A 26,149-nucleotide genomic window follows, 5' to 3' on the forward strand; every position below is an offset into this window, starting at 1 on the left:
GCGGCCGTTAATCTCCGCGCCCAGAAGCACCGCGGGCAACGCGGCGTCATGGAGAGAGGGGTACGGACGTGGGGCGCGGAGGGCAGTCGCTGGCGAGAGTGGCCGTGACCGTACGGGCAGGGGCGGCGCCACTGTGGTGGGCGGGCCTGGTGGCCGCGGCGGCGGGGGCGTTCGTCCCGGGGCTGACCGGGCGTCGGATCGGGCTGCTGGCCGGGGCGGCGCTCTTCATCGTCACCGCGGCCGTCGTGACCCTGGCGCGCGGGAAGCGGTACGCGAAACTGGCCCGGAGCGCCTCCCGCGCCGGGCGGGGCGACTTCCTCCAGGACCGGGCCGTGACCGTACGGATGTGGCGGCGCGGGCGCAGGTGGTGGCTGCTGGGGGCGTTCGTCGTCGCGGTGGCGTCCTCGTTCGCGCTGCCGGGGGCCGGTGGGCTGCTGCTCGCCGGCGCGGGCGCGGGGCTGTGGCTGAAGGCCGTACGCATCGGACAGCGGGAGCGCCGTGAGGACGTCCTGTACTGGGTGCGCACCGACTGGACCGGGCACGGGGGCCCGGCGGGCAAGCGGGTGAGGGCGTACCGGACGACGGGGCCGGAGGCGGGGGACGCCGCGCCGGGCGGGGCGCGGCGTCGCCGCCGGTGAGATCGGGCCTTCTGGGGCCGAACCGAAGACCTCGCAGAGGTCGGATTGTGCCGGGGTCAGAAGACCTCGCAGTGGTCGGACCGTGCCGGGGGTCAGAAGACCTCGCAGAGGTCGGGCCGTGCCGGGGTCAGACCTCCAGGCCCGCCTCGATCTTCTTCAGCTGGTGGCGGGCCATCGCCAGGTTCGCCCGGCTCGCGTCCAGCACCAGATACAGGAACAGGCCGTTGTTGCCACGGGTCTTGAGCAGCCGGATCAGGTGGTACTGGGTGCCGAGCGTGATCAGGATGTCCTCGATCTCGTCCTTGATGCCCAGGTGCTCCATGGTGCGGAGCTTGGCGCGGACCACGTCGGTGTTGCCCGCGGCGGCGACCTCCAGGTTGAAGTCCTTGCCGCCGCCGAGCGTGCCCAGGGCCATCCCGCTCGTGTAGTCGACGAGGGCGACACCCGTGGTGCCCTCGATCGAGCTCATCGCTTCCTTCAGTGTCGCTTCGGTGTTCGCCATGGAGGCTCGTTTCCTTTCCCTGGCCGGTCGCGGTGACCGGGTCCGTTTCTGTGGTGGCTGCTGTGCGGGCCGGTGCGCGGGCTTCTGCGTGATGGGTTAAGTCCCGGTGGTGGTGACGCTGCGGGTGGGGGGATCGGGCCGTCTACGTGGGGCGTTGCGGCAGGGTGCGGCCGGGCGCGGTGGCGGGGCGCGGGGGTGCGGCGGTGGCGGGACGCTCCGTGCGTCGCAGCGCGGCGTCGACGAGTTCGCCGATACGGGCGCCCGCGCGGCGTCCCTCCAGATGGAGTCGCCCGACGTTGATGCGGTCCTCGGCCAGCAGGGTCAGGACGGCGGAGGAGCCCGCGGCGTAGGTGGCGATGTAGCCGCTGTCGCCGCGGACCAGGAGTTCGCGGAAGCCGCCCCGGCCGGTGGCGTCGGTCATCCGGATGGAGACGCCGAGGGCGGCCGCGGTGAGGGCGGCGACGCCCTCCGCCTCGACGCCCGGGGTGTCGTGGGCCAGGACCAGACCGTCGGTGGAGGCGGCCAGCGCCCCGGAGAGCAGCGGGACCCGGGCGCGTAATCGCTGGAGCTCGACGAGGACATCACGCACTTCGGCCTCGGGCACCATCAGCTGTCTCCTCCCGGCACGCTGTCTGAGCGCGCGTATCACAGGGCCTCCAATGCGTCTCGGAGCCGGCGCAACAGGGCGATGTCGGGGTCGGCCGTCACCTCGGGGAGCGCGATCCGGCCGGGCGGGGACGAGGCCGGCAGAGGCTGGGCACGGACCGCCTCCACCAGGCCGGCCGCCGCCAGCCGTCGCAGGTCGACCAGGATGTGGAACGCCGAACGGCCCAGCGTCTGCGCGATGTCCGAGGCGGTACGGACCCCGTCGGCCAGCTCCAGGAGCCTGCGCTGCCGGGCCGGGACCGGGGCGTCGGACGGATGCGCCGCCGTCCGCAGCAGTGGCGCGCCGTCGCAGGCGGAGTCGGGCCAGATCCGGTCCAGGAACTCCCGTCTGCGCAGCGTCTCGCGCTCCACGGCGGCCACCGGGACCGGCCGCACCGGACCGATCCAGTGCGCGACCCCGTAGCGGAAACGGGCGGGAGTACCGGTCGGGGCGAGCGCGAAGAACGCGGCGTCGTACAGCGCGCCGAGATGGCACAACTCCAGGGCGCCGCCCGGCACATGACCGCTGTCGACGAGATAGCGGCCGACCCGGCGGTGCGCCCCGGCCTGCGCCACGGCGTCCCACCATCCCTCGTGCCGCAGGGCCCCGCCGGTGGTCAGCAGGACGTCGATGCCGGGGGTGGCGGGGCTCTCGGCGTGGACCACCTCGCCGTCGGCGAGGTAGAGCGTGCCCCGGTCGCGCATCAGGGCGCCGGTGGCGCGCTCGGCGGCGAGGCGCTGGAGCATCGGGGAGAGCACCGGGAGCCGGTCCGTGCCGGGGGCGTCGGGGTCGGCGGCTATCGCGCTCATGCCAGCACCAGGCGCTCGGCCAGCTCGCCCAGGCGCATCCGGGCGAGCGCGAGATTGCCCTCGGAGCGGTCCAGCCACAGATGCAGGAAGACGCTGCTGTCGAAAGCCGTCTCGACGAACCGGAGCATGTGGTACCCGTCGTGGGTGGTGACGATGACGTCCTCGACGGGGGTGCTCGGCGCCTGCCCGGGATGCTCTGCGCCGCCGTCCGGGGCGAGGTGGGCGAAGGCCGGCTGCTCGGCGGTCATCCGGGCGACCTCCGCCGTCTCGGCGGCGGTCGCCTCGTGGTCGCCGTTGGGGGATTCCCCGATGGTGCCGAGGGCGAGACCGCTCGTCCAGTCGACCACCGAGGCGCCCCGGGCGCCGGGCAGCCTCATGACTTCGAGCAGGCACTCGTCGATTCCGGGCACGCGGATTTCCCCTCCCGACGTGGCGTACGGCTGTAACGCAGAGGCTACGCAACGTGCTTACGGCAGGTGGAGGTTCTGGCATTTTCCTTTGGTACATGCGACCCGCGGTGTAAAGGAGCGGCCGGAACGCGGTGGCGGGGGCCTCGGGCGTCGTCCCGTCAGGCGCCCGGGGCGCCCGACTTCTCGCGGGCCGTCATCACCGCTTTGTTGAGCACCCACAGTCCGATCCCGATCAGCAGCAGGATCCCGGCCCGGACGTACACGTCGGAGCCACGGTCGGCGAGGGGGCTCGCCAGGATCAGCGAGGTGAGCGCGCCGAGCACCGGAAGCGCCGTGGGCGTACGGAAGTGGTGGTGGTCCACCCGGTCCTTGCGGAGCACCAGCACGGCGATGTTGACGACGGCGAAGACGCAGAGCAGCAGGAACGAGGTGGTGTCGCCGAGCCCCTCGATCTCGCCGGTGGAGACCAGGCCGATGGCCAGGAGGGAGACGAAGACGATCCCGACCCAGGGGGTGCGGCGGCCGGCCAGCACCTTGCCCATCGCGGGCGGCAGGATGCGCTCGTTGGCCATGCCGTAGCAGAGCCGCGAGGCCATCATGATGTTGATCAGCGCCGAGTTGGTGACGGCGAACAGGGCGATCAGCGCGAAGAGTTTCGGCGGGAAATCGACGCCCCCGGCCTTCACCACTTCCAGCAGCGGGCCGCTGGAGCCCGCCAGGGTGCGGGAGTCGACCAGGAGCGAGGAGACCAGGGCGACCAGGACGTAGACGGTGCCGGTGATGCCCACTCCGATGAAGATCGCGCGGGGGAAGGCGTGGGCGGGGTTCTTGGTCTCCTCGGCCATGTTCACCGAGTCCTCGAAGCCCACGAAGGCGAAGAAGCCCAGCGCGGTGGCGCCGAGCACCCCGGTGAGCAGGGCGTATCCGGTGCCGCCGGTCTCGATCTGGGTCAGCCGGGAGGGCTCGCCGTCGCCGCTGAACACGGCGTACGCGCCGATCGCGAGGATCACCGCGAGTCCGCTGACCTCGACGAGGGTCAGGACGACGTTCGCCTTCACCGACTCGGCGACCCCGCGGAGGTTGATCGCGGCGAGGGCGAGGACGAACAGGATCGCGATCAGGGTCGGCGGCACCGCGTCGGTGAACTCTCCCAGGTAGTCGCCGCTGAACGCCCGCGCCGCCGCGCTGGCCGAGGAGAGGCCAGAGCACATCACCATGAAGGCGACGACGAAGGTCAGGAACGGGACCTTGAACGCCTTCTGGGTGTAGAGCGCTGCCCCGGCCGCCTTCGGGTACTTGCCGACGAGTTCCACGTACGAGGCCGCCGTCAGCAGGGCGACGGCGAAACCGATCGCGAACGGCAGCCACAGCGCGCCGCCGACCTTGCCCGCCACGTTCCCGGTGGTCGCGTAGATGCCGGTGCCCAGGATGTCGCCGATGACGAAGAGGATCAGCAGTTTCGTGCCGAGGGCGCGCTTGAGCGGCGGTGATCCTCCGGGGTTCGCGGGATCGCCGGTCGTGGGGGATTCGGCAGTGCTCATCGACGCCTCCGGTCCATGCTGCGCATCACTGGCAGAACCTGTTCCCGGTCGCGGCGCGAACCGCACCTGTTGACTACGACTATTCAGAGCATCAGGATGTGAATAGATTTTCACCGTCGCGAGGAGGCACCGTTATGTCAGGACCCCGCCCCGTACGAGCACCGCGCGGCAGCGCACTGACCGCCCTGGGATGGCAGCAGGAAGCCGCCCTGCGGATGCTGCAGAACAACCTCGACCCCGAGGTCGCCGAGCACCCCGACAAGCTCGTCGTCTACGGCGGCACCGGGAAGGCCGCCCGCGACTGGCGCTCGTTCGACGCGATGGTCCGCACCCTTCAGACGCTCAAGCAGGACGAGACGATGCTCGTCCAGTCCGGGCGGCCGGTCGGCGTCATGCAGACCCACGAGTGGGCGCCGCGCGTGCTCATCGCCAACTCCAACCTGGTCGGCGACTGGGCCAACTGGGAGGAGTTCCGCCGCCTGGAGGCGCTCGGACTCACCATGTACGGCCAGATGACCGCCGGGTCCTGGATCTACATCGGCACCCAGGGCATCCTCCAGGGCACCTACGAGACCTTCGCCGCCGTCGCCGCGAAGAAGTTCGGCGGGACGCTGGCCGGGACGATCACCCTGACCGCCGGGCTCGGCGGCATGGGCGGCGCCCAGCCGCTCGCCGTCACCATGAACGACGGCGTCGCCATCTGCATCGACTGCGACCCGCGCGCCATCGAGCGCCGGATCGAGCACCGCTTCCTGGACGTGAAGGCGGACAACCTGGAGCACGCGCTCCAGCTCGCCGTCGAGGCCCGCGACGCCCGCCGCCCGCTCTCCATCGGCCTCCTCGGCAACGCCGCCGAACTGCTGCCCCGGATGCTCGCCGAGAGCGCGCCCATCGACATCGTCACCGACCAGACCAGCGCCCACGACCCGCTGGCCTACCTGCCGCTCGGCGTCGACTTCGACGACATGGCCGACCTCGCCGCCGACAAGCCCGCCGACTTCACCCAGCGCGCCCGCGAGTCGATGGCCCGCCACGTCGAGGCCATGGTCGGCTTCATGGACGCCGGAGCCGAGGTCTTCGACTACGGCAACTCCATCCGCGGCGAGGCCCTGCTCGCCGGGTACGACCGCGCCTTCGACTTCCCCGGCTTCGTCCCCGCCTACATCCGCCCCCTCTTCTGCGAGGGCAAGGGCCCCTTCCGCTGGGCCGCGCTCTCCGGCGAGGCCTCCGACATCCACAAGACCGACAAGGCGATGCTGGAGCTGTTCCCGGAGAACGAGTCGCTGCACCGCTGGATCAAGATGGCCGGCGAGCGCGTCCACTTCCAGGGCCTGCCCGCCCGCATCTGCTGGCTCGGCTACGGCGAGCGCGACAAGGCCGGCGAGCGCTTCAACGACATGGTCGCGAGCGGCGAGCTGGCCGCCCCGCTGGCCATCGGCCGCGACCACCTGGACTGCGGCTCGGTCGCCTCCCCGTACCGCGAGACCGAGGCCATGCTCGACGGCTCCGACGCCATCGCCGACTGGCCACTGCTCAACGCCATGGTCAACGTCGCCTCCGGGGCCTCCTGGGTCTCCCTCCACCACGGCGGCGGCGTCGGCATGGGCCGCTCCATCCACGCGGGCCAGGTCTCCGTCGCGGACGGCACGAAGCTCGCGGGCGAGAAGATCCGCCGCGTGCTGACGAACGACCCGGGCATGGGCGTCATCCGCCACGTGGACGCCGGGTACGACATCGCCGAGAACGTCGCCGCCGACCAGGGCGTACGCGTCCCCATGACGGAGGGCAACTGATGCCGTCCGGCAGGTCCGGGGGCGAGCCCGCCACCTCTCCCGGCACCCGGGAGCGGTGGCGCGCGGGCGACTCCTTCCTCTCGATGTGGCGGGAGCTGGCCCCCATCGGGCGCCACTCCGACAGCGGCGGCTACCGGCGCTACGCCTGGTCACCGGCGGACCTCGACTGCCGGGCCTGGTTCCGCGCGCAGGCCGAGGCACGCGGTCTCGCGTACGAGACCGACCGCAACGGCAACCAGTGGGCCTGGCTCGGCGACCCCCTGGCCGGGGACGCCGTCGTCACCGGCTCGCACCTGGACTCCGTCCCGGACGGCGGCGCCTTCGACGGGCCGCTCGGCGTGGTGTCCTCCTTCGCCGCGCTCGATGAACTCCACCGCAGGGGAGTGGAGTTCACCCGGCCGCTGGCGATCACCAACTTCGGTGACGAGGAGGGCGCCCGCTTCGGCCTGGCCTGCGTCGGGTCCCGGCTGGCCGCCGGGCAGCTCGCCGTCGCCGACGCCCACCGGCTGCGCGACGCGGACGGAACCACCCTGCCCGCCGCCATGGAGGGAGCCGGATACGACCCCGGGACCATCGGCCCCGACCCGGAACGGCTCGCCCGGATCGGCGCGTTCGTCGAACTCCACGTCGAGCAGGGCCGCGCCCTCGACCTGACCGGCGACCCCGTCGGCATCGCCTCCGCCATCTGGCCGCACGGCCGCTGGCGGTTCGACTTCCGGGGCGAGGCCAACCACGCGGGCACCACCCGCCTCGCCGACCGCCGCGACCCGATGCTCACGTACGCCGAGACCGTGCTCGCCGCCCGCCGCGAAGCCGAACTGACCGGCGCTCTCGCCACCTTCGGCAAGATCGCGGTCGAGCCCAACGGCGTCAACGCCATCCCCTCCCTCGTACGCGGCTGGCTCGACTCCCGCGCCGCCGACCAGGCCACCCTCGACGCCGTCGTCACCGGAATCGAGCGGGCCGCCCGGGAGTACGCCGAGCGGGCCGGGATCGACCTCGACGTCGTCCGTGAGTCGTTCACGCCCGTCGTCGCGTTCGAGCACGCCCTGCGCGACGAGCTCGGCAAGATCCTGGAGGCGAGCGGCGACACGGGGCGTCCCCTGCCCGTCCTCGGCACCGGCGCGGGCCACGATGCGGGTATTTTGTCCGCCTCGGCGCCCACCGCCATGCTCTTCGTACGCAACCCCACCGGCATCTCGCACTCACCCGCCGAGCACGCCACCGAGGACGACTGCACGGCCGGGGTCGAGGCACTCGCCGACGTACTGGAAGGTCTCGCGTGCAGCTGACACACCGGACGACGGGCGCACCCGTCACCGCGACGTACTGGATGGACCACGCCTGGCTCGGCACCCACGTCGAGCCGGGCGTCACCCTCGACGTCGCGGACGGCCGCATCGCCGGGATCAGGACCGGGGTCGAGACACCACCGCCCGGCGCGACCGCGCTGCGCGGCCTGACCCTCCCCGGCCTCGCCAACACCCACTCCCACGCCTTCCACCGGGCCCTGCGCGCCACCGTCCAGGTCGGCTCGGGCACCTTCTGGACCTGGCGCGAGCTGATGTACCGGACGGCCTCCCGGCTCACCCCGGACAGCTACTTCGACCTGGCCCGCGCCACGTACGCGGAGATGGCCCTGGCCGGCATCACCTCGGTCGGCGAATTCCACTATCTGCACCACGCCCCCGGCGGCACCCCCTACGCCAACCCGAACGCCATGGGCGAAGCGCTGATCGCGGCCGCCGCCGAGGCCGGGATCCGGATCACCCTGCTGGACACCGCCTATCTCGCCGCCGGATTCGGCGAGAAGCCCAACCGGCACCAGCTGCGCTTCTCCGACACCACCGCCGAGGCCTGGGCGGAGCGCGCCTCCCTCCTCAAGGGCGACGACCACACCCTCATCGGCGCGGCCGTCCACTCCGTACGCGCGGTCCCGGCCGGACAGCTGGCCACCGTCGCGCAGTGGGCCGAGGAGCGGAACGCCCCGCTCCACGTCCACCTCTCCGAGCAGACCGCGGAGAACGACGCCTGCCGGGCCGCCCATGGCCGCACCCCCACCCGGCTGCTGGCCGACCACGGGGTCCTCGGCCCGCGCACCACCGGCATCCACAACACGCACCTGACCGACGCGGACATCGAGCTGCTCGGCTCCTCGGCCACGGGCACCTGTATGTGCCCCACCACCGAACGCGACCTGGCCGACGGCATCGGCCCCGCCGCCGCCCTCCAGAAGGCGGGCTCGCCGCTCTCGCTGGGCAGCGACAGCCACGCCGTGATCGACCTCTTCGAGGAGGCGCGCGCGATGGAGCTCAACGAGCGGCTGCGCACGCACATCCGGGGTCACTGGACGGCCGCCGCCCTGCTCCGGGCCGCCTCCGCCGACGGGCACGCCGCACTCGGCCGCCCCGACGCGGGTGTGCTGGAACCGGGCGCCCCCGCCGATCTGACCACCGTCGCCCTGGACTCCGTCAGGACGGCGGGACCGGTGCCCCGACTGGCAGCGGAGACCGCCGTATTCGCCGCCTCCGCCGCTGATGTGCGGCACACGGTCGTGGCGGGCCGGCACATCGTCCGGGACGGCCGTCACACCCGGATCGAGGACGTGCCCCGGGCGATCGCCGAGGCCGTGGCCGCCCTGCACCACTGACCCCGGACCCGCCCGAGCCCCCGGACCGGAACCCGCCCGCAGAACCGGACGCCCCGGACCGGAACCCGCCCGCAGAACCGGACGCCCCGGACCGGAACCCGCCCGCAGAACCGGACGCCCCGGACCGGAACCCGTCCGCAGAACCGGACGCCCCGGACCGGAACCCGCCCGCAGAACCGGACCCCCCGGAACGCAAGGAGAACACTCTCCAGATGACGACCACCGCCGTCACCCACATCGCCAGCCTGGTCACCAATGACCCCTCCCTCGGCAACGGGACCCCCCTGGGCCTGGTCCAGGACGCGGCCGTCGTCATCGACGGCGACCGCATCGTCTGGACCGGTGAATCCAGCAAAGCACCCGCCACTGACAACGTCCTCGACGCGGCCGGCCGCGCGGTGATCCCGGGCTTCGTCGACTCCCACTCCCACCTGGTCTTCGCGGGCGACCGCACCCAGGAGTTCAACGCGCGCATGTCCGGGCAGCCCTACCGCGCCGGCGGCATCCGCACCACCGTCGCCGCCACCCGGGCCGCCTCCGACGAGGAGCTCTCCGCCAACGTCGCCCGCTACCTCGCCGAGGCCCTGCGCCAGGGCACCACCACCTTCGAGACCAAGTCCGGCTACGGCCTCACCGTCGAGGACGAGGCCCGCGCCCTGCGGATCGCGGGCCGCCACACCGACGAGGTCACCTACCTCGGCGCCCACATCGTCTCCCCCGACTACGCCGACGACCCCGCCGGATACGTCGACCTGGTCACCGGCCCGATGCTGGAGGCCTGCGCCCCGCACGCCCGCTGGATCGACGTGTTCTGCGAGCAGGGCGCCTTCGACGGCGACCAGGCCCGCGCCATCCTCACGGCGGGCCGCGCCAAGGGGCTGCACCCCCGTGTCCACGCCAACCAGCTGACGTACGGCCCCGGCGTCCAGCTCGCTGTCGAGCTCGACGCGGCGTCGGCCGACCACTGCACCCACCTCACCGACGCGGATGTCGACGCGCTCGCCCAGGGCGACACGGTGGCCACGCTGCTCCCGGGCGCGGAGTTCTCCACCCGCGCCACCTGGCCCGACGCCCGCCGCCTCCTCGACGCGGGAGCCACCGTCGCGCTCTCCACGGACTGCAACCCCGGCTCGTCGTTCACCTCGTCCATGCCGTTCTGCCTCGCGCTGGCCGTGCGCGACATGGGGATGACCCCGGACGAGGCGATCTGGTCGGCCACCGCCGGCGGGGCCGCCGCCCTGCGGCGCCCTGACATCGGCCGGATCACCCCCGGCGCCCGCGCCGACCTGGTCCTCCTCGACGCCCCGAGCCACGTCCACCTCGCCTACCGCCCGGGCGTCCCGCTGGTCAGCGCGGTCTGGCGGAGCGGACAGCGGGTGGTGTGACGGGCATGACGGGCGGTCAGCGGGTCGGCGTCGGGGCCCAGTAGGCCTCCGGCCACGCGTACTCGTCGAAACCGGTGGGGAGCTTCCCGCAGCCCGCGTAGGCGCTGACGGCGTACGTTCCCGTCTCCCGGTACCAATGCGCGTCCACGTGGTCCTCGTTGTCCGGGTTCCGGAAGCGGAGCCGGGCCTGTCTACGCCGGTGTCGACGAGGGCCAGCCTTCCGGTGGCGTACTCAGCGTGGATGAGCAGGCGATCCGGCCCCGCCGCACCGCCCCGCACGCGGAAGGACCCGCTCCCGGCGTCCGGGGCGGGTCCTTCCGCGGTGCTGCTCGAACGGCCCGTGGAGCCCCATGGGGGGACGGTGGGCCGTGTCGGGGTCACTCCTCCAGGGTCAGTCCCTTGCGGAGCTTGGTCAGCGTCCTGGAGAGCAGCCGGGACACGTGCATCTGCGAGATGTTGAGTTCCTCGCCGATCTCCGACTGCGTCATGTTGCTGACGAAGCGGAGCGAGAGGATCATCCGGTCCCTGGAGGGCAGCGCGGCGATCAGCGGCTTCAGCGACTCGACGTACTCGATGCCTTCGAGACCGTGGTCCTCATAGCCGATGCGGTCCGCGAGGGCGCCCTCGCTGTCGTCCTCCTCGGGCTTGGCGTCCAGCGAGCTCGCGGTGTACGCGTTGCTCGCGGACATGCCCTCGACGACCTCCTCCGGGCTGATGCCGAGGCGCTCGGACAGCTCCGCCACCGTGGGCGCGCGGTCCAGCTGCTGGGAGAGCTCGTCGCCGGCCTTCGCCAGGTCGAGCCGCAGCTCCTGGAGCCGACGCGGTACGCGCACGGACCAGCTGGTGTCACGGAAGAAGCGCTTGATCTCGCCGACGATCGTCGGCATCGCGAACGTGGGGAACTCCACGCCGCGGCTCAGCTCGAACCGGTCGATCGCCTTGATCAGGCCGATGGTGCCGACCTGGACGATGTCCTCCATCGGTTCGCTGCGGGAGCGGAACCGGGAGGCGGCGAACTTGACGAGCGCGAGGTTGAGCTCGACGAGGGTGTTGCGGACGTAGCTGTACTCGTGGGTGCCCTCTTCGAGGCACTCCAGCCGCTCGAAGAGCGTCTTCGACAGGGCCCTGGCGTCCAGAGCGCCCACTTCGGCGTAGGGCGGGATCTCGGGAAGTCTTTCGAGTCCCTCGTCGGCCGCGCCGGAGAAGTCTGAGGTGGTGCCGGTGGTGCCGGTGGTGCTGCTGGTGGTGCTGGTGCGCGGGCCGGGAACGGCGCTCGCGGCGGGGGAGTCGGAATTGGTCGGTCCCTGAGGACATGCCGACGGCGCGTTGTGGGTACGCGCTTCGTCGAGCCGGGGTGACATGGGTCTCCTCCATCATTCTCGGCATATGGCTGCCGATGCCCATACGTGTTCCTGCGGTGAAGCGGCGCCTCCAAAGCCGGTTGTGTTTCTGGTGTCCCTCTACCCATACCCGGTCCTGGCCAGCAGTGACAAGCGCCAATTACCGCTATATGTCCGGTTTGTTGAGGTCTCCGACTACCGCGTGGCGAACGGAACGCGTACTGTTTTAGGCACGTCGGCGGCCGTACGCATACAGCCGCACAGGCAGTGACGCGCACAGTGACGAACGGCGAAGAGGGTCAGGCATGGACCGCGGGACGGTCGGCAGTGCTAACCGGGGTCGACTTCAGGTCGAGGCCCGGGCCGAGGGGCGCAGCGAGGTCGTGACGCCGGTGGGTGAGCTCGACCACCACACGGCCGATCTGCTGCGCGAGCCCCTGGAGAGCGCGGTCGAGCAGGGGCGGTCACGCCTGGTGGTCGACTGCTCTCGCCTGGAGTTCTGCGATTCCACCGGGCTGAACGTCCTGCTCGGCGCCCGCCTCAAGGCGGAGGCGGTCGGCGGAGGGGTTCATCTGGCCGGAATGCTGCCCGTCGTGGCGAGGGTGTTCGAGATCACCGGCGCGGAGGCGGTCTTCACCGTCCACGCCACGCTCGAAGAGGCCCTGGTCACCTGACCCGGCATGAGCGTGCGACCGCGGACGTCCCCGATGTCGGCTGTGTCACGCGATCGTGTGCCTCAAGTGGGTGTTGTTGCGACACGGCAGGGCAGGAGACACCCCGGCGGCGCCCCGCAAGGGCACCGGCACACTCGGTAACTGATCACTATCTGTTGAACGGCGACATGGCGACATGGCGACATGGCGAATCGGTGAGGTGAAGCGCTGATGAGCACCACCCGGCAGCATCCGCCGGGCGACCTCGGTCGCGAGCCGGACGGAGCGGGCGCAGCCTCGACCGTCCCGGCCGAGCGGCAGTGGCGCACGCTCTCACTCGGGCAGGCCAGCGGCATTGTTCCGACGGCCCGTGACTTCGCCCGGCAGGCACTGCACGACTGGGGCTGGCTCCCGGCGTCCACCGCGGACCGCAGGGCCGCCGCCGAGGACGTCCTGCTGGTCGTCTCCGAGCTGGTGACGAACGCCTGCCTGCACGCGGAGGGCCCCGAGGAGCTCCGGATCGGCCACACGCCCAAGGTGCTGCGGGTGGAGGTCGTCGACCGGGGAGCAGGTCAGCCCGCCCCCCGTACGCCGCACCGCGCCGGCCGGCCCGGCGGGCACGGCATGTTCATCGTGCAGCGCCTCTGCCTCGACTGGGGCGTCCTGCGTACTCCGGACGCACTCGGCAAGACCGTCTGGGCGGAGCTCGCCGCCCCCGCCTAGGGCCTCTCGCCCGCACCCTCACCCGTACACCTCACCGGTACGCCTCGGGCGTACCTCTCATCTGCACCGAAAAGAGCGCGCCGGATCGGCGCGCTCTTTGTCTTCCCTCCATCAGGCCCCGGGCGTACCTTGAGCGCCAAATCTGATGTGCCGTCAGTAATGTGCGCCCGTACGGGTCGTGGCGCGCGGCGGCGTCCGGCATGAGGGGAACACGAGGTGTCGAACCAGAAGCGGACAACTCTCGCGCTGGCGGCTGCGCTGGCGGGCTCGATCGTGGTCGCGGGCGCGCCCGCCGCGCACGCTGAGGTCGTGGACGTCAACTACCAGTGCGTGACGCCCATCGGGCCCAAAGGGGCGGTCTCGCCCATCGATATCAAGGGCGTGAAGAGCGGCGACGGCTACAAGCTCACCATGTCCTTCCAGAAGGGCGTCTCCTCCAGCCCGGTCGAGCTGGGCAAAGGGGCCATGAACCCGAGCGCCGTGATCGAACTGGGCGGCGCGGAGCAGGGGAAGGTCCAGGTCACCGGCCCGGCGAACAGCGAGGCGATTCCGGCCAACACCCCGATCAAGATCAGCGACCTGTCGGGGACGTACACCCCGAAGAAGAGCGGCAAGGTCACCTTCACCGCCGGGGTCCTCACCATCAAGGCCCTCGGTACGACCACCACCTGTACGCCGAAGAACAGCCCCGGCCCCTCCCTCGAACTCGACGTCCAAGGGACGGGCGGTTCATCGGACGGCGGCTCCACCGACGGTGGTTCGACGGGCGGCGCGTCCACCGGCGGTTCGACCGGCGGCGCTTCGGGCGGCGGTGAGCTGCCCCGCACCGGCCCGCTGGACTCGGCGGCGGCGCTCGGCACGCTCGGCGGCACCGTGCTGCTGAGCGGGGCGGCCGGAGTGCTCTGGCTGACCCGGCGAGGACAGCGCTCCGCGGTCTGAGGCCGGCACGGTCCAGCGCAGCATCGCCGCCGGAAGGCAGAGGAGCCGCCCCATGTCGCCATCCACCCCGCGCCTCCGCCGGGCGCTGCTCGTCCTCACGGCGGTGCTCGCCGCGCAGCTGTGCGCGCTCACACCGCTCCCGGCGGCCGCGGACGCCTCGGCCGAGACCGCCGCTCCGGCCGAGACCGCCGTCCCGGCCGAGACCGCCGCTTCGGCCGCCGCGGACGGCCCGGCGGGCTGGACGGCCAGGCCCGCCGGCCCGGGCGCCGGCCGGGACGCCCGGCCGTACGTCTATCTGGAGGGCACCCCCGGCACGGCCCTCCAGGACCGTCTCGCGGTGACCAACTCGGGCCGCGCCCCGCTGACCGTACGGCTACGGGGCGACGGCCGGGCCGGGGCCTGGATCGGGTTCGCCGCGGACACCGTCACCGTCCCGGCCCGGACCCGCGCCGAGGTTCCGCTCGCCCTCACGGTGCCGCCCGACGCGGTGCCCGGCGACGCTTCCGGGGAGGTCGTGGCCGACGACGGGGACGAGGAGATCCGCGTACCGGTCCGGGTCCGGATCGGCGGTCCGACGCTGGCGGCACTCACCGTCGAGGACGTCGAGATATCCGGCGGGACCATCCGCTACGCCTTGGTCAACCGGGGCAACGCGATGCTGCGGCCCCGGCTCGCGGTACGCGCCGACGGGATGTTCGGCACGCTGCTGGACCGCCCGGAACGGCCCCTGCCGCTGGAGCTGGCCCCCGGCCGACGGGTGGAGCGGACCGAACCCTGGCCCGACGCCCCGGCCCTGGACGCGGTCACCGTACGGCTGCGGGTCACCGCCCCGGGGGGCGCCCGGGACGAGACCGAGGCCTCGGCGACGTACGTCCCGGTGGCCCCGGCCGCCGGCGGCGGGCTGCTGGTCCTCGGCGGCCTGGCCCTGCTCGGCTCCGGCGCGTACCGGCGGCGACGTACCCGGCGGGGCGACCCCGAACCGGCGGCCGCGGAATCGGCCGACGACAGGCAACCGACCACAGAGACGAGGCCCTCGGTGAAGGCGGGACCCCTGGTGCAGGCGGGAGCGGAGTCATGACGCGGCAGCCCCGCCCCCGGGCCCCCCGGCGCACCGCGTCGCCCGGCCCCCGAGCCTCCCGGCGCACCGCGTCGCCCGTCCTCCTGCTCCTGGCGGCCGTCTTCCTGGCCCTCCTGCCCGCCCTGTCCGTCCTGGCGGCACCGGGCGCGCGGGCGGCCGACGGCGATCCCACCGTCAGCCTGTCCAAGAAGGAGGCGGGCAAGGGCGGAGAGATCACCGTCAGCGGCAGCGGCTGGCGCGCCGAGGCGTTGCTGATGCTGCTGATCTGCGGTCAGTCCACGCCGGAGCGGGGCGTGATCGGCGGCACCAACGCCTGTGCCAACGCCGACGGCCGCGCCGTCACGACCGACAAGAAGGGCGCCTTCAGCAAGAAGCTGCCGGTCACCGAACCGCCGAAGCCATGTCCCTGCGTGGTGCACGTCGCCACGGTGACCGGCGAACAGGCCCTGGCCGACGCGGTGTTCACGGTGGCGGGCCACCCCACCGGGGATCTGCCGAAGCAGACCGGCGGCGGAAAGCTCGCGGTGCTGGCCACCACCCGCCTGGAGGGCGACAGCTCCCTGCTCACCTGGTTCGGGGCCCCGCCGGCGCGCAGTCTCGTCTTCACCGTGGGCAATCTCGGCTCCGCGCCGGTCAGGGATCCCGTCTTCGAGATCGGCACCGCGCACGGCGTCTACGCGCCGCAGTGGGAGGAGCGCCAGTGGCGCGGCACGGTCGCCCCCGGCGCCAAGGCGCAGATCAAGCTGCCGGTCGAACTGTCGGCGGGCGCGCACGGCGACTACCAGGTGTCCCTGCGGTACGGGCAGAAGGTGCTGGCCGAACAGCCGTGGGGGGTCGGCCGCCCCTGGGGCGTCACGCTCTTCTGGGTCCTGCTCTGCCTGGTCGTCCCGGCGGCCGTCTTCCGTATCGGCATGGCGGTCGTGGACAAGATCCGGCCGCGTCCCGCCGGCTCGCACCGTACGCGTACGCCGGCCACGCGACGGAGGCCGAAGCGGCGCGGGCGCACCGGCACGAGCGCCGGCCAGGACGCGACCACGGCCCCGGGCGCGACCACCGAAGCGACCATGAACGCCGCCACGACCACAGACGCGACCACGGCCGTGCTGCCGTGGTTCACCCCGGATTCCGCACCGTCAGAGAACCGACCCCGACCCACGACGAAGGGACAAGCGTGAGCACGCAACGGAGGATGAGCGCGGCCGGAGTCGCGCTGATGCTCGGCGGCGCGGGCATCCTGATGGCCGCGAGTCCGGCCCAGGCCGCCGAGGTCAGTTACGCGACGGAGTGCGTTCCGCCGCCGATCTCGGGACTGCCCGCGGTGCAGGGCACCACGAAGGTGGAGCTGACCGCCCCGGCCGAGGCGAAGGTGGGCGACGAGATCGAGGTCGTCTGGAAGACGGTCGAGGCCGCGTCCAAGAACCCGGACGTGCTGGATCTGGGAGCGGACACGGTCAAGCCGACCGGAACCGTCACCCTGGGCGGTTCGGCGAGCGGCGAACTGAAGCTGGAGGGCCCCCGCCAGAACCCGCCGATTCCCAAGAACAGCCCCATGGTGCTGCCCGACATGAAGGGCACGCTCAAGCTGGAGACCGCGGGGGAGATCACCCTGACGCCGGGCGCGTACAACATCAACGTGTCCAAGCCGATCTCCACGGACACCAAGTGCGCGCCGAAGGAAGAGGTGCGGGCGGGCGCCACGATCAAGGTCACCGAGGGCGGCGGCTCCACCACGGGCGGCACGACATCCGGCGGCACCACCTCCGGAGGTACGGGCAGCGGCGGCACGGACGCCGGAGGCGCATCCTCCGGCGGCGCCGACACCGGAGGAACCACGGCCGGCGGCACGGATTCCGGCGGTACGACGTCGGGCGGCTCGGACGGCGGCGCGGACACCGGGGGCTCCGCGTCCGGCGGCAGCACAGGCGGCGGGGGCGGGGAGACCGACTTCCCCGGCAAGGAGGTGTCCGTCGCCTACGCGTGCAAGACCCCGATCGGTGACAAGAACGCCACCTCACCGGTCAAGATCAGCGCCAAGAAGAGCGGCGGCGACTACGACCTGACGGTGGAGTTCAGCAAGTCCGTGATGGACAGCCCGATCGACATCCCGGCGGGCCAGGTGAAGCCGTCCATGGACGTCAAGCTCGGCGGGGCGGACAAGGGCACGGTCAAGGTCGAGGGGCCGGTGAACAAGGAGGTCATCAAGACCGGCGCCCCGATCGAGATCCCCGACCTCACCGGCACGTACAAGCCCGGCGCGAGCGGCAAGTCCACGCTCAGCCCCGGCGTCCTGACGGTGATGGCCGCCGGTACGACGACCACCTGCACCCCGCCCGCGGGCGTGGCCGTCTCCCTGGAGCTGGACACCTCCGCCCAGCCGGGCGGCGCGTCCGGAGCCAGCGGGAGCGGCGGCGCGGCGGACTCCGGCGGAGCCGCGGCGTCCGGCGGCGGCACGGACTCCGGCGGCGGCCTGGCCGCCACCGGGGCCGAGGACGACGGTGCGCTGAGGGCGCTCGGCCTGGTCGCCGGCACGGCGATCCTGCTGGGCGGCGCGGTGTTCACGTTCACCCCGTGGCGGAGGCTGCGCGGCATGCGCTGAGCCGGGACCACGATCGGGGGCTCCGCCCGGAGAACGCTTCTCCGGGCGGAGCCCCGTCATGCTCAGAACTTGCTCAAGTCACCCGGCGCGCCTTGCTCTGGGTGCGGCGCTGTCCGGCAGGCTTGACCACCTGCTGGTGCCGCACGGGTTGAGAAAAGGAACGACATGAACGTGACCTGGGGGAAGAAGGCTGCGACGGGCGTGCTCGCCGGCCTGCTGATGACGTCCGGACTAACGCTGGCCACCGCCGCGCCCGCTGCGGCGGCCGGTGCGAAGTACACCTGCAAGGCGACGCCCAGCCTCTCGCTGGGGCGCCCGGTGTCGACCTCCGCCTGCAAGAAGTCCGCCAAGGGCAAGAGCGTCAAGAAGCACCGTGCCGTGCTCGTCTGCGACGTGGTGCGGGGCCGCGGAGCCGAGCACACCATCCCGTGGACGGTGAAGGGCAGCTGGAAGAAGCCCAGCCAGAAGTCCTCGGTGAAGTGCGGCTTCAGCAGCTTCCTGCGGAGCGTCAAGGTCGAGACCAAGTAGTCGCCGCGACCGCCTGAACCGAACAGCCTGGACGGAACAGCCTGAACCGAACAGCCCGAGCCGAACGACAGCGGGTCCGCACGAGATGATCGTGCGGACCCGCTGTCGTGTCCCGTGCGGGACCGGGGCAGCTACTTGACGTTGCCCATGAGAGCGCGGATCTTGCGTCCCGCCACTATGAAGGCGATGCCCGCCGCGACGGCCACGGCCGCCTGCAACGTGTAGTACGCGGCGTCGCCCAGCGGGGCGTTGAGCTTCGTGGTCCAGCCGTTCAGGGCGTTGCCCGTCGACGTGGCCAGGAACCACAGGCCCATGATCTGGCCGATGAACATCTTGGGCGCCAGCTTCGTGGACAGCGACAGGCCGACGGGGGAGAGGCACATCTCACCCATGGTCTGCGCCAGGTAGACGGCGAGCAGCCAGAAGACGGTGACCTTGCCGGTCTCGCTGTTCGCGGCGGCCGCGCCGGCCAGGCCCATGATGCCGAACGAGCCGCCGATGAGGAGCATCGCCAGCGCGAACTTCATCGGCGTGCTGGGCTCACGGTTGCGCGTCGCCAGCTTGACCCAGAGCCCGGCGAAGATCGGGGCCAGGATGATGACCATGGCGGGGTTGACCGACTGCAGCCAGGAGGCCGGGAACTCCCAGCCTCCGATGAAGCGGTCCGTCTTGTTGTCCGCGAAGATCGTCAGCAGCGAACCGGACTGGTCGTAGATCATCCAGAAGAGCACGGCCGTGATGAAGAACCACACGTACGCCTTGATCTTCGGCCGGTCCTCCTTGGTCAGCGCCGGGTTCCGGAAGATCGAGACGAAGTAGAGGACCGGCACGACGACGCCCAGCACGGCCAGGACGTTGACGACGTGCTCGATGTCGTACGTGCCCAGCGCCAGGTCGATCAGCAGCGCTGCGACCGCGACGCCGGACCACAGGCCCACCTTGCGCAGCATCTGCCGGCGCTCCTCGGGCGAGGCGGGCTTCGCGGGCAGCTTGCCGATGTCGCCGAGGTGCTTGGAGCCCAGCACGTACTGGATGACCGCGAAGGTCATACCCACACCGGCGACACCGAAGCCGAGGTGCCAGTTGACGTTCTCGCCGAGGTAGCCGACCAGCAGCGGGGCGGCGAGGCCACCGATGTTGATCGCCATGTAGAAAAGGGTGAAACCGGCGTCACGGCGGGAGCTGGACTGGCCTTCGTAGAGCGCGCCCACCATCGCCGAGATGTTCGGCTTCAGCAGACCCGTACCGGCCGCGATCAGCGCCAGACCGATGAAGAACGCTATGTCACTCGGAAGGGCCAGGGTGAAGTGGCCGAGCGCGATGACGATGCCGCCGACCAGAACGGCCTTGCGGGCGCCCCAGAGGCGGTCGGCGACCCAGCCGCCGGGCATCGCGGCCATGTAGACGACGGCGTTGTAGACACCGTAGATGGAGGCGGCGAGCGCCTCCCGGCCCTCGAGGGGGCCGTCGAGCACAGCGGCCACCAAGTACAGGGTGAGGATGGCGCGCATCCCGTACCAGGAGAAGCGTTCCCACATCTCCGTCATGAACAGGGTGGCCATACCGCGGGGGTGGCCGAAGAAGGTCTTCTCGCCGGAACTGGGCGAGTCCTTCGTCAGGCTGGACGCCATGGTCGATCCTTGCTGGTCGGGACGCGACGCCTCGTGAGCTGTACGCGCCCGGTGGGGGGCAGCCGGCACCGGCGCGGCGTACCCCATCCCCACGCCTGAGGGGGACGTGCTCCGTGCGGCCGGGCTCCTGACGGAGGTACGGCGGCGGAGCGGGGAAGAACCGCGTCGGGATCCACGCCCGTCGCGCGTCCTCGCGCTCCGGGCCCGGCTCACAGGTCATTCACTCAGGAGCCGGCGGGAACCGGCCCCGCACACAAAAGAGACCCTTGGCGCTCATGGCTGCCCAAAGGTCCTTGAGTAGTGCAACAGGCGTCGGGACACCATACGACACGACACAGCGGGATATGAAAGGACTTGAGACATGGATCACAGGTCCCGGTGGAACCACACTCCCATATTCAAAGGTCCCCGTCCGCTTTGTGGCGCTGACCCGCAGGTCACGTCGTGGACCTCACCTCGGACCCCCCGTCCGGACTACCATCAGTCCATGACCCGTGTACTGCTCGCCGAGGACGACGCATCCATCTCGGAGCCTCTGGCCCGCGCACTGCGTCGCGAGGGCTACGAGGTCGAGGTCCGCCAGGACGGTCCGACCGCGCTCGACGCCGGACTCCAGGGCGGCATCGACCTGGTCGTCCTCGACCTGGGGCTGCCCGGGATGGACGGTCTCGAAGTCGCCCGCAGGCTCCGGGCCGGCGGCCACACCATCCCGATCCTGGTTCTGACGGCCCGCGCCGACGAGGTCGACACGGTCGTCGGCCTGGACGCGGGCGCCGACGACTACGTCACCAAGCCTTTCCGGCTCGCCGAGCTGCTCGCCCGGGTCCGCGCCCTGCTGCGCCGCGGGGCCTCCGAGCCCGTGCCGCAGCCCGCCACCCACGGGGTCAGGATCGACGTCGAGTCGCACCGGGCCTGGATGGGCGAGGAGGAACTCCAGCTCACCGCCAAGGAGTTCGACCTCCTGCGGGTCCTGGTCCGGGACGCCGGCCGGGTCGTCACCCGCGACCAGCTGATGCGCGAGGTCTGGGACACCACCTGGTGGTCGTCCACCAAGACCCTCGACATGCACATCTCCTGGCTGCGCAAGAAGCTCGGCGACGACGCCGCCAATCCGCGCTACATCGCCACCGTCCGGGGCGTCGGCTTCCGGTTCGAGAAGAGCTGACGTACGAAGCACCCATGCACCCTGAAGACCGCTCCGGACACCACCCCGACGCGGGTGGCCACGTGCGTCCCGACGACCTGAAGAGGCGGGTATGCGCCGCCGGCTGATCAACTCCACGCTCGCCGTGGTGCTCGTCGTCATCGCCGTCTTCGGCGTCTCGCTGGTGATCGTCGAGACGCGCACCATCAGCGCCAGCGCCCAGGAGAGCGTCGAGTCCGAGGCGCTCCGGCTGATCAGCGTGGTCGACAGCCGGCTGCTGGGCGCGGAGCGGATCAATCCCGGGGTGCTGGCCGAGCAGATCGACCCCAAGCGGTACGCCCTGGTCGAGATCCCCGGCCGCGAGCCCATCGCCGTCGGCGAGCGCCCCGCCGGCAGCGTCCTGCGCGCCGTCGAGACCGGCGAGCAGGGCGAGACCGTCACCGTCGAGGAGTCCCGCTCGGCCGTCACCCGCGAGGTCGGGCGCACGCTCCTGATCATCGGTGCGGTGGCGCTGCTGGCGATCGTGTCGGCCGTGCTGCTCGCCGTACGCCAGGCGAACCGGCTGGCCTCCCCGCTCACCGACCTCGCCGAGACCGCGGAGCGCCTCGGCTCCGGGGACCCCCGCCCGCGCCACAAGCGGTACGGGGTGCCCGAGCTGGACCGGGTCGCCGACGTCCTGGACTCCTCGGCCGAGCGGATCGCCCGGATGCTGACCGCCGAACGCCGGCTCGCCGCGGACGCCTCGCACCAACTGCGGACGCCGCTGACCGCCCTCTCGATGCGGATCGAGGAGATCTCCGTCACCGACGACCCCGAGACGGTGAAGGAGGAGGCGAACATCGCCCTCACCCAGGTCGAGCGCCTCACCGACGTCGTCGAACGGCTCCTGACGAACTCCCGCGACCCGCGCACCGGCTCCGCCGTCGTCTTCGACCTCGACGAGATCGTCAAGCAGCAGATCGAGGAGTGGCGCCCCGCCTACCGCAGCGCCGGCCGCGCACTGGTCTGCTCCGGTAAGCACGGGCTGAAGGCCGTCGGCACCCCGGGAGCGGTCGCCCAGGTCCTGGCGGCGCTGATCGAGAACTCCCTTATGCACGGCGGCGGGACCGTCGCCCTGCGCACCCGGGTCACCGGCAACCAGGCGGTCATCGAGGTCACCGACGAGGGCCCCGGCGTCCCCGCCGAACTGGGGGCGCGGATCTTCGAGCGGACCATCAGCGGCCGCAACTCCACCGGCATCGGCCTGGCCGTCGCCCGCGATCTCTCGGAGGCGGACGGCGGCCGGCTGGAGCTGCTCCAGCAGCACCCGGCGGTCTTCGCGCTCTTCCTCAGCCGGGTCCCGGTCGACCGCAAGACTCCTGAGCGCCCGGTGCGCTGAACAACGACGGACGCGGCGGACCGGTTCCCTCACGGGCGCGGCGGGTCAATTCCGTAGAGGTGCCGCTCCGTAGAGGTGCCGCGGGTCAGTTCCGTACGGGGTCGGGCGTTACTCGCTCTTCCGTCGGCCTGCGCTGTTCCAGAAACCGTTCCGCGTTCAGCACGGCCTCCTTGGCGGGCAGGGTCTTGAAGACCCAGGTCCGGTAGGACCAGAAGCGGAACAGGGTGGCGACCCCGATGCCGACGATCTTGAAGACATTGCTCTGGACCGGGGTGTTCCAGCCGAAGCCGTACGTCGCCAGGTACAGCACGCCCGTCTCGATCACCGCTCCCACCGCGCTGAACAGCAGGAAGAGGGCCAGCTCACGGGTCCGGCCGGTCTTGTCGCGGTCCCGGTAGGTCCAGTAGCGGAAGCCCACGTAGTTGAAGAGGATCGCGACGAACGTCGCCACCACGCTCGCCCGGACCACCTGGAGGTCCGTCGTGTGCCGCAGCAGGTTGAAGACCGCGATGTTGACCAGCAGGCCGAAAGCGCCGACCGCGCCGAACTTGGCGACCTCCCGGGCCAGCAGCTCAAGCCGGGTCCGCAGTGCGCCCCGTTCGCTCATGGTGATCGCTGGCCCCGTCCGTCGGAAGGCGTCTGGAAGACGTGTCGACGCAAGCACGTCAACTCCGCCATGCTAACCAGCCCACCCGTGTGACGCCCGTGAGTCCGCAGGGGTCGTGGCCGCACGGCCTCCGTACGGCCGTCCGGAAAGCATCGGCGTGGCGGATATCCTGAAGACGTGACGTTCCCGGTAGTCGGCATGGTCGGCGGCGGTCAGCTCGCCCGTATGACCCACGAGGCGGGTATCCCCCTCGGCCTGAAATTCAAGCTGCTCAGTGACACTCCCCAGGATTCGGCGGCCCAGGTGGTGAGCGAGGTCGTCATCGGCGACTATCGCGACCTGGACACGCTGCGCGCCTTCGCGCAGGGCTGCGACGTGATCACCTTCGATCACGAGCACGTGCCGACCGAGCATCTGCGGGCTCTGGAGGCGGACGGCATCCCCGTGCGCCCCGGCCCCGATGCCCTGGTGCACGCCCAGGACAAGGGGGTGATGCGCGCCAAGCTCCTGGAGATCGGCGCACCCTGCCCCCGCCACCGCATCGTGAGCGACCCGGCCGACGCCGCCGCGTTCGCCGAGGAGGTCGGGGGCTTCCCCGTCATCCTCAAGACGGTGCGCGGCGGCTACGACGGCAAGGGCGTGTGGGTGGTCCGCTCCGAGGTGGACGCGGCCGATCCGTTCCGTGCCGGGGTCCCGGTCCTCGCGGAGGAGAAGGTCGACTTCGTACGGGAGCTGGCGGCGAACATCGTCCGCTCGCCGCACGGCCAGGCCGTCGCCTACCCGGTCGTCGAGTCCATCCAGGTGGACGGCGTCTGCGACACGGTGATCGCCCCCGCCCCCGAGCTGGACGAGGCACTGGCCGGCGAGGCCCAGCAGCTCGCGCTGCGCATCGCCGCCGAGCTGGGCGTCGTCGGACACCTCGCGGTCGAGCTGTTCGAGACGCGTGGACCCGACGGGAAGCCCGGCATCCTGGTCAACGAGCTGGCGATGCGCCCGCACAACTCGGGCCACTGGACCATGGACGGCGCGATCACCTCCCAGTTCGCCAACCACGTGCGGGCGGTCCTCGACCTCCCCCTCGGCGACCCGCGCCCGCGCGCCCCCTGGACGGTCATGTGCAACGTCCTGGGCGGCGACTACCCGGACATGTACCAGGCGTATCTGCACTGCATGGCCCGCGACCCGCAGCTCAAGATCCACATGTACGGCAAGGACGTGAAGCCCGGCCGCAAGGTCGGACACGTCAACACCTACGGCGATGACCTGGCGGACGTGCGGGAGCGCGCCCGGCACGCGGCCGACTACCTGCGAGGAACGATCACCGAATGACTTCCCCCGGCACCGGATCCCCCGCCGCTCCTCTCGTCGGCATCGTCATGGGCTCGGACTCCGACTGGCCCGTCATGGAGGCCGCAGCCAAGGCGCTCGACGAGTTCGAGATCCCCTACGAGGTCGATGTCGTCTCCGCCCACCGCATGGCGCGCGAGATGATCGCCTACGGCGACGCGGCCGCGGGCCGAGGCCTCAAGGCGATCGTCGCGGGCGCGGGCGGCGCCGCCGCGCTGCCCGGCATGCTGGCCTCGGTCACCCCGCTGCCGGTCATCGGCGTGCCGGTGCCGCTGAAGTACCTGGACGGCATGGACAGCCTGCTCTCCATCGTCCAGATGCCGGCCGGGGTCCCCGTCGCCACCGTCTCCGTCGGCGGCGCGCGCAACGCGGGCCTGCTTGCCGCACGGATCCTCGCCGCGTCCGACCCCGCGCTCCAGGAGCGGATGCAGGAGTTCCTGCAGGAGCTGAACGACCAGGCCACCGAGAAGGGCAAACGTCTGCGCGCCAAGGTCCAGGGCGCGGACTCCTTCGGCTTCGGAAAGTAGGGGGCGGCACATGAACGACGCCTACCTCCAGCGGGCCCGCGAGCTCCTCGCCGTCCACCCTGTCGTCGACGGCCACAACGACCTCCCCTGGGCCCTGCGCGAACAGGTCGGCTACGACCTCGACGCCCGGGACATCGCCGCCGACCAGCGCGGCCTGCTCCACACCGACCTGAACCGGCTGCGGGCCGGCGGGGTCGGCGGCCAGTTCTGGTCGGTGTACGTCCGCACCGACCTGACCGGCGACGCTGCCGTCAGCGCCACCCTGGAACAGATCGACGTCGTCGGCGAGCTGATCGCCCGCTATCCGACGCACCTGCGGCGCGCGCTCACCGCCGACGACCTGGAGAAGGCCCGCGCCGAGGGCCGGATCGCCTCCCTGATGGGCGCCGAGGGCGGCCACTCCATCAACAACTCGCTGGGCACCCTGCGCGCCCTGTACGACCTGGGCGTCCGCTACATGACGCTCACCCACAACGACAACATCGACTGGGCCGACAGCGCGACGGACCTGCCGCGCCTCGGCGGCCTCTCCGCCTTCGGCCACGAGGTCGTCCGCGAGATGAACCGCGTCGGCATGCTGGTCGACCTCTCGCACGTCGCGGACGGCGTCATGCGCGACGCGCTCGCCACCAGCACCGCGCCGGTGATCTTCTCGCACTCCTCGGCCCGCGCCGTCTGCGACCACCCGCGCAACATCCCCGACGACGTGCTCGCGGCCCTCCCGGCCAACGGCGGCGTCGCGATGGTGACCTTCGTCCCGAAGTTCGTGCTGCCCGAGGCGGTCGCCTGGACGCTGGCCGCCGACCGCAACATGCGCGAGCACGGCCTGCACCACCTCGACACCACCCCGACCGCGATGCGCATCCACGAGGACTTCGAGGCGGCCAACCCGCGCCCCGAGGCCACCGCCTCGACCATCGCGGACCACCTCGACCACATGCGCGCGGTCGCGGGCGTCGACCACATCGGCATCGGCGGCGACTACGACGGCACGGCGTTCACCCCGCGCGGCCTGGATGACGTCTCCGGCTACCCGAACCTCATCGCCGAGCTGCTGCGGCGCGGCTGGTCCGAGGGCGACCTCGCCAAGCTGACCTGGCGGAACTCCGTACGGGTGCTGCGCGACGCGGAAGCCGTGGCCCGCGACGAGCAGAGCGGGCGGGGCCCGTCCCACGCGACGATCACGGAGCTGGACGGCCGCTCGGCTGACGCCGCGAGGTCTCGGCGCCCAGCGCCGTGAACGGCCCGCCCGGCTGACGCCGGCAGGTCTCCGCACCCCCGCCG

The 26,149-nt window shown here is 71.8% G+C and carries 26 protein-coding genes; 17 read left to right on the forward strand and 9 right to left on the reverse strand.

Annotated features, from left to right (window positions below; all coding sequences use genetic code 11):
- Window positions 1-98 precede the first annotated feature (98 nt).
- Window positions 99-638, forward strand: a complete 540-nt coding sequence (locus tag ACIQRW_RS16345) for a hypothetical protein (RefSeq protein ID WP_403760321.1) — start codon at window positions 99-101, stop codon at window positions 636-638.
- 127 nt (window positions 639-765) lie between these two features.
- On the opposite strand, the gene ACIQRW_RS16350 is transcribed toward ACIQRW_RS16345, so the two are convergent.
- The 5 genes from ACIQRW_RS16350 to ACIQRW_RS16370 all read right to left on the reverse strand — a co-directional run bounded on the left by ACIQRW_RS16350 (window position 766) and on the right by ACIQRW_RS16370 (window position 4,546).
- The gene (locus tag ACIQRW_RS16350) at window positions 766-1,140 is read right to left on the reverse strand and encodes a hypothetical protein (protein ID WP_403760108.1); all 375 of its coding nucleotides are present in this window, start codon (window positions 1,138-1,140) and stop codon (window positions 766-768) included.
- A gap of 142 nt (window positions 1,141-1,282) precedes the next feature.
- Entirely contained in the window at window positions 1,283-1,747 is a 465-nt protein-coding gene (locus ACIQRW_RS16355) for a roadblock/LC7 domain-containing protein (protein ID WP_403760111.1), read from the reverse strand.
- A gap of 38 nt (window positions 1,748-1,785) precedes the next feature.
- Window positions 1,786-2,595 carry a winged helix-turn-helix domain-containing protein gene (locus ACIQRW_RS16360; RefSeq protein WP_403760114.1) on the reverse strand — a complete coding sequence of 270 codons (810 nt, stop codon included), beginning with the start codon at window positions 2,593-2,595 and terminating at the stop codon, window positions 1,786-1,788.
- The gene (locus tag ACIQRW_RS16365) at window positions 2,592-3,005 is read right to left on the reverse strand and encodes a hypothetical protein (RefSeq protein ID WP_403760117.1); all 414 of its coding nucleotides are present in this window, start codon (window positions 3,003-3,005) and stop codon (window positions 2,592-2,594) included. The genes ACIQRW_RS16360 and ACIQRW_RS16365 overlap by 4 nt, the downstream gene beginning before the upstream one ends.
- A 158-nt stretch (window positions 3,006-3,163) precedes the next feature.
- A complete protein-coding gene (locus ACIQRW_RS16370) occupies window positions 3,164-4,546 on the reverse strand; it encodes an APC family permease (RefSeq protein ID WP_403760120.1) in 1,383 nt (460 codons plus the stop codon).
- A gap of 134 nt (window positions 4,547-4,680) precedes the next feature.
- Between ACIQRW_RS16370 and hutU the strand changes: the two genes are divergently transcribed.
- From hutU to hutI, 4 genes are all read left to right on the forward strand, one after another.
- The gene (gene hutU, locus ACIQRW_RS16375) at window positions 4,681-6,339 is read left to right on the forward strand and encodes a urocanate hydratase (RefSeq protein WP_403760123.1); all 1,659 of its coding nucleotides are present in this window, start codon (window positions 4,681-4,683) and stop codon (window positions 6,337-6,339) included.
- Window positions 6,339-7,631, forward strand: coding sequence for an allantoate amidohydrolase (locus ACIQRW_RS16380; protein WP_403760125.1), 1,293 nt, complete (start codon window positions 6,339-6,341; stop codon window positions 7,629-7,631). Before hutU ends, ACIQRW_RS16380 begins: the two co-directional genes overlap by 1 nt.
- A complete protein-coding gene (locus ACIQRW_RS16385) occupies window positions 7,622-8,989 on the forward strand; it encodes a formimidoylglutamate deiminase (RefSeq protein ID WP_403760128.1) in 1,368 nt (455 codons plus the stop codon). The genes ACIQRW_RS16380 and ACIQRW_RS16385 overlap by 10 nt, the downstream gene beginning before the upstream one ends.
- Before the next feature lie 212 nt (window positions 8,990-9,201).
- Complete coding sequence (gene hutI, locus ACIQRW_RS16390) at window positions 9,202-10,374, forward strand: imidazolonepropionase (RefSeq protein WP_403760131.1); 1,173 nt, start codon at window positions 9,202-9,204, stop codon at window positions 10,372-10,374.
- A 16-nt stretch (window positions 10,375-10,390) separates the two neighbouring features.
- Here the strand turns inward: hutI and ACIQRW_RS16395 are convergent, their stop codons facing one another.
- A complete protein-coding gene (locus ACIQRW_RS16395) occupies window positions 10,391-10,522 on the reverse strand; it encodes a hypothetical protein (protein WP_403760134.1) in 132 nt (43 codons plus the stop codon).
- A 229-nt stretch (window positions 10,523-10,751) separates the two neighbouring features.
- Entirely contained in the window at window positions 10,752-11,735 is a 984-nt protein-coding gene (locus ACIQRW_RS16400; RefSeq protein WP_403760137.1) for an RNA polymerase sigma factor SigF, read from the reverse strand.
- Between the two features lie 284 nt (window positions 11,736-12,019).
- Here ACIQRW_RS16400 and ACIQRW_RS16405 point away from each other — a divergent pair, with 284 nt between their 5' ends.
- The 7 genes from ACIQRW_RS16405 to ACIQRW_RS16435 all read left to right on the forward strand — a co-directional run bounded on the left by ACIQRW_RS16405 (window position 12,020) and on the right by ACIQRW_RS16435 (window position 18,231).
- Window positions 12,020-12,388 (forward strand): STAS domain-containing protein, encoded by a 369-nt coding sequence (locus tag ACIQRW_RS16405; protein ID WP_403760141.1) that lies wholly within the window; start codon window positions 12,020-12,022, stop codon window positions 12,386-12,388.
- A 210-nt stretch (window positions 12,389-12,598) separates the two neighbouring features.
- The gene (locus ACIQRW_RS16410; protein WP_403760143.1) at window positions 12,599-13,090 is read left to right on the forward strand and encodes an ATP-binding protein; all 492 of its coding nucleotides are present in this window, start codon (window positions 12,599-12,601) and stop codon (window positions 13,088-13,090) included.
- Between the two features lie 216 nt (window positions 13,091-13,306).
- Complete coding sequence (locus ACIQRW_RS16415; RefSeq protein WP_403760146.1) at window positions 13,307-14,029, forward strand: peptidase; 723 nt, start codon at window positions 13,307-13,309, stop codon at window positions 14,027-14,029.
- Window positions 14,030-14,081: 52 nt separating this feature from the next.
- Window positions 14,082-15,107 (forward strand): hypothetical protein, encoded by a 1,026-nt coding sequence (locus tag ACIQRW_RS16420; RefSeq protein ID WP_403760149.1) that lies wholly within the window; start codon window positions 14,082-14,084, stop codon window positions 15,105-15,107.
- On the forward strand, window positions 15,104-16,282 hold the full coding sequence (locus tag ACIQRW_RS16425) for a hypothetical protein (RefSeq protein ID WP_403760152.1): 1,179 nt from the start codon (window positions 15,104-15,106) through the stop codon (window positions 16,280-16,282). The genes ACIQRW_RS16420 and ACIQRW_RS16425 overlap by 4 nt, the downstream gene beginning before the upstream one ends.
- 14 nt (window positions 16,283-16,296) lie before the next feature.
- The gene (locus tag ACIQRW_RS16430) at window positions 16,297-17,703 is read left to right on the forward strand and encodes a hypothetical protein (protein WP_403760324.1); all 1,407 of its coding nucleotides are present in this window, start codon (window positions 16,297-16,299) and stop codon (window positions 17,701-17,703) included.
- Between the two features lie 165 nt (window positions 17,704-17,868).
- Complete coding sequence (locus ACIQRW_RS16435) at window positions 17,869-18,231, forward strand: hypothetical protein (protein WP_073804949.1); 363 nt, start codon at window positions 17,869-17,871, stop codon at window positions 18,229-18,231.
- A 131-nt stretch (window positions 18,232-18,362) separates the two neighbouring features.
- Here the strand turns inward: ACIQRW_RS16435 and ACIQRW_RS16440 are convergent, their stop codons facing one another.
- Window positions 18,363-19,862, reverse strand: coding sequence for a peptide MFS transporter (locus ACIQRW_RS16440; protein ID WP_403760155.1), 1,500 nt, complete (start codon window positions 19,860-19,862; stop codon window positions 18,363-18,365).
- Window positions 19,863-20,349: 487 nt separating this feature from the next.
- On the opposite strand from ACIQRW_RS16440, the gene ACIQRW_RS16445 reads away from it, so the two are divergent.
- Together ACIQRW_RS16445 and ACIQRW_RS16450 are read left to right on the forward strand one after the other, a co-directional pair.
- Window positions 20,350-21,027: a response regulator transcription factor gene (locus tag ACIQRW_RS16445; RefSeq protein ID WP_007450117.1), complete on the forward strand. Its 678-nt coding sequence runs from the start codon at window positions 20,350-20,352 to the stop codon at window positions 21,025-21,027.
- A 91-nt stretch (window positions 21,028-21,118) separates the two neighbouring features.
- Window positions 21,119-22,384, forward strand: coding sequence for an ATP-binding protein (locus tag ACIQRW_RS16450; RefSeq protein ID WP_403760158.1), 1,266 nt, complete (start codon window positions 21,119-21,121; stop codon window positions 22,382-22,384).
- 85 nt (window positions 22,385-22,469) lie between these two features.
- Here the strand turns inward: ACIQRW_RS16450 and ACIQRW_RS16455 are convergent, their stop codons facing one another.
- Window positions 22,470-22,991, reverse strand: a complete 522-nt coding sequence (locus tag ACIQRW_RS16455) for a GtrA family protein (RefSeq protein WP_265601231.1) — start codon at window positions 22,989-22,991, stop codon at window positions 22,470-22,472.
- A gap of 177 nt (window positions 22,992-23,168) precedes the next feature.
- Here ACIQRW_RS16455 and ACIQRW_RS16460 point away from each other — a divergent pair, with 177 nt between their 5' ends.
- The 3 genes from ACIQRW_RS16460 to ACIQRW_RS16470 are packed head-to-tail and all read left to right on the forward strand — an operon-like array spanning window position 23,169 to window position 26,105.
- A complete protein-coding gene (locus tag ACIQRW_RS16460; protein ID WP_403760162.1) occupies window positions 23,169-24,320 on the forward strand; it encodes a 5-(carboxyamino)imidazole ribonucleotide synthase in 1,152 nt (383 codons plus the stop codon).
- A complete protein-coding gene (purE, locus tag ACIQRW_RS16465; RefSeq protein ID WP_007450124.1) occupies window positions 24,317-24,865 on the forward strand; it encodes a 5-(carboxyamino)imidazole ribonucleotide mutase in 549 nt (182 codons plus the stop codon). The genes ACIQRW_RS16460 and purE overlap by 4 nt, the downstream gene beginning before the upstream one ends.
- A gap of 10 nt (window positions 24,866-24,875) precedes the next feature.
- Window positions 24,876-26,105 carry a dipeptidase gene (locus ACIQRW_RS16470; RefSeq protein WP_403760165.1) on the forward strand — a complete coding sequence of 410 codons (1,230 nt, stop codon included), beginning with the start codon at window positions 24,876-24,878 and terminating at the stop codon, window positions 26,103-26,105.
- Window positions 26,106-26,149: the final 44 nt, after the last annotated feature.

Origin of the sequence: Streptomyces sp. NPDC091287, assembly GCF_044768525.1 — a bacterium.
Taxonomy (GTDB): Bacteria; Actinomycetota; Actinomycetes; order Streptomycetales; family Streptomycetaceae; genus Streptomyces.